1 protein-coding gene is annotated in these 292 nt (G+C 39.7%); it reads left to right on the top strand.

The window, feature by feature from the left end; genetic code table 11:
• Nucleotides 1–63 precede the first annotated feature (63 nt).
• The coding region (locus tag SB658_RS23105; protein ID WP_410602600.1) for an SCO family protein at nucleotides 64–292 on the top strand (229 nt) is incomplete at its 3' end.

The raw sequence follows: 292 nt of genomic DNA on the forward strand, positions 1-292 counted from the left end.
GGAAAAGGCGCAATAGGCTTTACTTTTTATACCGATTGACTTGAAAAAGGGGATGGACGTACCGTGCTTAAAAAAAGGAGAGCCTTACTTGGTGCGCTTATGATCATAAGCGTGCTTCTTTTAGTCTCATGTTCAAATGGACAAATCAAAGATGCGTTAAATTATCAAATACAGCCGTTTGAATATGAAAATCAGGATGGGAAAAAGGTGTCATTAGATGATTTGAAGGGGAAAGTATGGGTGGCAGATTTTATTTTCACAAGCTGTGAAACGATCTGTCCGCCGATGACTG

Origin of the sequence: Bacillus sp. SIMBA_008 (assembly GCF_046535495.1) — a bacterium.
In the GTDB taxonomy this organism is placed as follows: domain Bacteria; phylum Bacillota; class Bacilli; order Bacillales; family Bacillaceae; genus Bacillus; species Bacillus subtilis.